The following is a 5,927-nucleotide window of genomic DNA, read 5'->3' as shown; positions in this document are numbered from 1 at the left end:
GCTTCGTCGACCCGGTAACCAATGCCGTCGAACGTCTCGGTGGGGCCCTCGACGACGCGGTCGAAGACGCGGCCGGCGAAACCGTGGCGGCGGCCGTGTCGTACTTCCCGAGACTGGCTTGGCAGAAGTCCCCCACCACGGTGAAGTTCGTTACGGTCCAGGACGTCATCGCTCAGGCCGACCCCGTCCTGGAACACCGCAGCAGATTCAGCATCGGCGAGCTCGGTGCATCCGTGGTGTCGGCGGTCGCGGGCACCAGCTTCGTCGCGATCCCGGTCGGCAACTTCGCCGGTGCGACTGCGGACCGGGTGCTCGGACGTCTCGGGTCCGAGACATCGCGGGGTCTGACCGGGGGCATTCGCGGCATGGTCGCGGGCGCGGTCGGCAACGAGGCCAGCACGGTCTTTTCCAATGTTGTGTTCGATCTCGTCACTACAGGCACGGTCAGTCCAGGAGACTGGAGCGCTCAAGGTTTGGTCGGTGGGTTTTCCCGCAGCATGATGACCGGGGCCACCCGCGGCTTTATCGGCGAACTCGGCGCCGCACCCGACGCTGCCGGCGCAGCGCCTAAGCCCGGAATCGGCACGCTTCGCAACGAGGCGGGCGAGCTGGTGACCACCGCCATCGACAACGTCGGCCGCACCACCATGACCACCACAACCACCGACGTCGACGGCAGGCCCGCCACCCACACCGTCGGCCCGGACGGCTCGACCACCACACACGGTGTCGACGGCGTCGAACAGACCAGCCTCGGCGGTTACACCACCACCACGACAGAGGATGGGCGAACTCGCACGAGTGCGCCCGACGGGTCGACCACCATCACCACCCCCGACGGCACCCACGTCACCGAGCGCCGCGGCGCCACCACCACAACCAGTCCCGATGGCGGGGTCACCACCACCACGGGCAACCGCGTGACAGTGCGCGCACCCGACGGCTCGGTGACCACCACACACCACGACAACGGTGCGTTCACCATCACCCACACCACGGCCGATGGCTACACCGTCACCGCCCACCCCGACGGTCGGTCGACGATCACCGATCCCACCGGCCACACCACCACCGAATTCGCATCCGCGCCACCCGAATCCAGGCACGGCAGCATACATCTGACACCCAACGACGACGAGCCGCACAACCAACACCTCGCCCACAATCAGGCGCTGGCCCACGACGAACGTCAAGCATGGCGCCACCAGGCGTGGAGCACGATGCGGGAACAGCGGCTGCAACCGGCCCGTGATGCATTGGCCGACCGTCAGCAGGCCCAGACCGAGCAACTCGCCCAGACCCACCACGAGCAGCAGCGGACAACCGACGCGACACACCACGACGAGCTAACGGGCCGCCAGCAGGACGAACGCGACGAACTCGTCGCGCGCCACCAAGCCGAGCAGGACAAACTCGACCACGCCCAACAACGCGACGTGCGCACTACTCAGCCCCAACAAGGCAGCGCAATGCGCGCCAAGAAGCGCCCCAAAGAACTCCCGACCCATTACCGATGGCCCCAGGGCGTCATCCCGGCACACACCACCCCGTCCTTACCTCCCCCACCCCATCACACGCCGCCGCCCACCAGCACTGCGCCCACGCCGCCGACCAGCGGCCCACGCTACATAGTCCAGCCCGGTGACACACTCAGCGGGATCGCTGCACGATTCGGAATCGACTGGCAGACAATATATTCAACCAACCACACGACAATCGGCAACAACTCCAACCGGCTTCAACCCGGCCAAACACTCACAATCCCCAGCACAACCCCGAACCAGCCGCCACGCTACATAGTCCAGCCCGGCGACACACTCAGCGGGATCGCTGCACGATTCGGAATCGACTGGCAGACAATATATTCAACCAACCACACGACAATCGGCAACAACTCCAACCGGCTCCACCCCGGCCAAACACTCACAATCCCTAAACACCGCTGAATCAGCATCTTTGGCGAGGACTGTCTTGATTTCACGTGCTACGGGATCGGCGAAAGAGACGACGGCAGCTCCCTTCGCAGATGACCATGATCGGGTATCGAGCGTCGGAAGTGCGCGATCGCCTCTGCCGTTGACCCGACCCATGCAGTACACGGCGACGATGTACAGAACCCGACGAAAGCATCGCAGTCTTTGATACAAAGAGTATCATCCGGGTCCGAGCATACATACCACGGTCGGGTGATGGTGGCTCACCGCGGCCTACGGGGGTGAAGGTTGGCAAAGGAGCCGGCGATGAACGACACCGCGCACAATTCACGCGAGGGGTCGCGGTTTGGACACTATGACCTCAAACGGCGATTGGGCCGTGGCGGGATGGGCGACGTATACGAGGCCGAGAACACTGTCGCACAACGGATTGTTGCGCTGAAGGTGTTGCCGCCGGTGTATAGTCACGACCTGGTGTTTTGCGCACGCCTGCAGCGAGTAGCGCGCGCGATCGGTCAACTCGACGAACCGCACATCGTGCCCATCCACGACTACGGCGAGATCGACAGGCAGCAATTTGTAGAGATGCGCTTGATCGAGGGCGCCGACTTGGCCAAGCGGCTTAAACGGCCGGGGCCGTTGCCCGCGCCGTGCGCGGTTGCCATCGTGCACCAGATCGCATCGGCATTGGATGCAGCCCACGCTCTCGGAATCATCCATGGCGATGTCAAACCGGAAAACATTCTGATCACCGGCGATGATGTCGCGCACCTACTTGATTTCGGCATCAGCGACGCCGCCCCCCACAAAGGTGTGACCCGGGTGATAGGAAGCTCCGTGGCGACCTGGAAATACACGGCGCCAGAGCGATTCACCGCCACCGTCGCAGACCACAAAGTCGACATCTATTCGTTGACGTGCGTGCTGTATGAGTGCCTGACCGGATCACCGCCATACTGGGCCGAGAGCGTCGGCGCACTGATCAGTGCGCACCTAATCGAGCCAATCCCAGCGCCCAGCCAGTCACAGCGCGAGATCTCAAGTGCATTCGATGAAGTGATCGCGCACGGCATGGCCAAAGATCCGGCGCAGCGCTACGCCAGCGCCGGTGACCTGGCGCAGGCCGCGGTCCAGGCACTCAGCGCACCCGATCAAAATCGGGTGGTCACGCGTCTCCAACCCAGCACGCCTAACACCGGATCTGAAATGCCGTCGGTTCCTACCGCTTCTCCCACACCGTCGGTGCCCACATCGCAGCCTTCACCTGAGCTGCCGGATCACGAGTCGAGTGTTTGGCAGCCACCGAGCGCGCCGTCCTTGCCCACCGAATCCGCCCGAACCCCAGCGACCACCCCCGCACGCGAGCCAGCCGGCAGCAGATGGCGCAGCGAACTGCGCATACCCGGGCCCGGATCTCAGCCGCCATGGTCCACCCTGCGCAAACCCAGACGGCGCCTGTTCCTGGTTATGGCTGCGATTCTCGCATCGCTCGCCGTTACCGGCGTGGCCATCTGGCTGCCGCATTCGTCGCACCCCACACCGACCGATCTCGCCGCCCATAGCACCACATCCGACACATCAGAACTGAGCCCGTCGGCCGCCGGGACCCGGTTGCTTAGCCTGCTGCCGCCCGGGTACCCGCCGGGCACCTGCCAGCCGATTACACCGCCGACAGATGCACTGGCTGAGGTGTCATGCGGCAACAACTCCGAGCCCGACGGCCCCACGTCGGCGACCTATCTGCAATTTTCGGACGCGAGCTCACTGCACGGCGCCTTCACTCGAATAATCCAGGCGTCAAGCATCATTGAGTGTCCAGGGCGAATCCAATCACCAGGCCCGTGGCACCGCAATGCCACCCCGGACAAGACCAGCGGCACCCTGCTGTGCGCTACCCAACAGGCAAACCCCACTGTGGCATGGACCAATGACACCGAAATGCTGATCGGCCTCGTCACAACAGATCCTCACGGGCCCACTATCGACCAGCTATACGCGTGGTGGATGTCCCACTCATGACGACTCGCCCGCGACATCGCCAGTAGGGCACGCGATCTGAAGTTAAGCCGCATGATCGGCGGTGGACGTCAGTGTTTCCGAGTTGCCTTCGGCCGTCACGGCGTTTGCCCTGACTACACCCGTCACACGCGGCGACGAACCCACTGCAGACGATCGGAGGCCAGGCATGATACATTCTGTATCGGACCAACCGTAGAGCCACTGGACAATACAGCCGCAAGGAGTCAACAGTGAAGATCTACTCCCCCGCCGCCGCTACCGTAATCGTGGCCACCGCCGCCGCAGGAGTTGTCTGCATCGGCAGTGCATCGACCGCGTCTGCCGATCAAGCCACCGAGACCAGCACATCTGGATTGGGCACTCAGGAGACTCTGGTCAACGGCGACACCGTTCAGGGGTGGACGGTCAGCGACCTCAAGCCAAGCACCGATACCATCCCCTACTCAGTGCGGGGCACCCTTTGGGAAGCCACAGCCACCGATGAAGCCATCAAAGGCTCCATCATCCCCATCGTGTCGGATCTCAACGCCCGCACACCAGGCGGCCAGAGCTACCGGGCCCTGTACCAGGTAGCCACTTCCCAGGGGGTAAACCCGGCCACGCTCGCCCAAGGCCAAAAGACCACCGGCAAGGTCTATTTCGATGTCACCGGTGAGACCCCCAACCGCATCGTGTACAGCTCCGGGAGCCAAGAGTTGGCCTCCTGGGTGCAACCCCAACCGCGGCAACGTCGCCCGGGCAACGCAACGACGTCCGGACCCACGATCGGGTCCACCGCGTCCCCCGTATCCGCGGCGGCGCCTACCCCTGCAACGCCGCCTACTCCCGCCGCCGGTCAACCAACCCCGGTCGGCAGCCCAGCGACAACTCCCGCAGCAAGCCAAGGGACACCCATTCCTGGTAACCAAGGCACACCCATCCCCCCGAACAGCCCAGTTACGCCCGCTCTGGCAGGCAGCCAAGGGATAACCACACCCAGTAATCAAGGGACACCCATACCCCCGAACATGCCGCCAGCAGCCACCCCTGAAGCCAGCCCGGCACCGCTTGGTCCCCCACCCGGCCAGGAAGTGCCGGGCGCCAACTCGGCGACGCCCGCTCCCGCCGGCAGCCCACCAGCGCCCGCGGGCAGCCCCGCGACACCCACTCCTGAAGCCAGCCCGGCACCGCTTGGTCCCCCACCCGGCCAGGAAGTGCCGGGCGCTAACCCGGCGACGCCGGCTCCCGCAGGGAGCCAACCAGCGCCCGCGGGCAGCCCGGCGACACCTAGTCCCGCGGGTCCCTCAGCTCGCCCCGCTCCCGCGGGCAGCCAGGGATCCGCTGGTAGCCCAGCCGTCCCCACCCCTTGACGCAGCTTCCGTCAGTCGCGTCATCTCGGTGAAGTCGCGATGTAGGTCGTGGTTCCTTGATGGTTTCCCCATTGCCGCGCGTGAAGATGCGTCGTGCAGCTGGATGTGATTGGCCCGCAATGCAAGTCGAACTAATCGGCGACGGCGACATTGAGTCTGTTGCGCCCGAACTAGGCACGACAGCGTACCGTGTCGACGCATACGCCATGGACGCACCAGCGTGGGTCCAGGACCGCCGCGTAAGCGATGACGGACCACTACCCCGACTATGGGCAAGTGTGGTGGTTGTTGGACCCGCTTGGTTAGCTGTTGGTGGCATACCCACGGCCCACTATCGTATTTAGGTATGCCTTCGGGGATTTCGGGAAATCTGGCTGCTTTGCCGCCTGGTGGCGCAGGGTTTGTCGGCCGCCAACGCGCGCTGGATCGCATTGGCGCCTTGGTGATGGGGCCGGCCCAGTTGGTGACGTTGATCGGCCCGGGCGGTATCGGCAAGACTCGGTTGGCCGAAGAGGCCGCGCGCCGGTTGCACAAAGCGCGGCACACGCCGGTGTTCGCGGTCCGGCTGGCGCACTTGCCCAAGGGCGCCGATGCGACGGCGGTGCGGGAGGCGGTCACCGCGGCG

4 protein-coding genes are annotated in these 5,927 nt (G+C 64.8%); all 4 read left to right on the top strand.

Annotation, left to right across the window (positions count from 1 at the left end):
• On the top strand, positions 1-1,946 hold a 1,946-nt coding region (locus tag ACQI5H_RS24395), incomplete at its 5' end, for a LysM peptidoglycan-binding domain-containing protein (RefSeq protein ID WP_427081862.1).
• Positions 1,947-2,240: 294 nt separating this feature from the next.
• Positions 2,241-3,953 carry a protein kinase domain-containing protein gene (locus ACQI5H_RS24390; protein ID WP_427081861.1) on the top strand — a complete coding sequence of 571 codons (1,713 nt, stop codon included), beginning with the start codon at positions 2,241-2,243 and terminating at the stop codon, positions 3,951-3,953.
• Between the two features lie 230 nt (positions 3,954-4,183).
• Positions 4,184-5,302, top strand: coding sequence for a DUF1942 domain-containing protein (locus ACQI5H_RS24385; RefSeq protein ID WP_427081860.1), 1,119 nt, complete (start codon positions 4,184-4,186; stop codon positions 5,300-5,302).
• 346 nt (positions 5,303-5,648) lie between these two features.
• Positions 5,649-5,927, top strand: a 279-nt coding sequence (locus ACQI5H_RS24380) for a hypothetical protein (RefSeq protein WP_427081859.1), incomplete at its 3' end; no start/stop codon positions are given.

The organism is Mycobacterium heidelbergense, assembly GCF_050205645.1.
GTDB lineage: Bacteria > Actinomycetota > Actinomycetes > Mycobacteriales > Mycobacteriaceae > Mycobacterium > Mycobacterium heidelbergense_A.
This window is presented reverse-complemented; position numbering and strand designations above follow the sequence as displayed.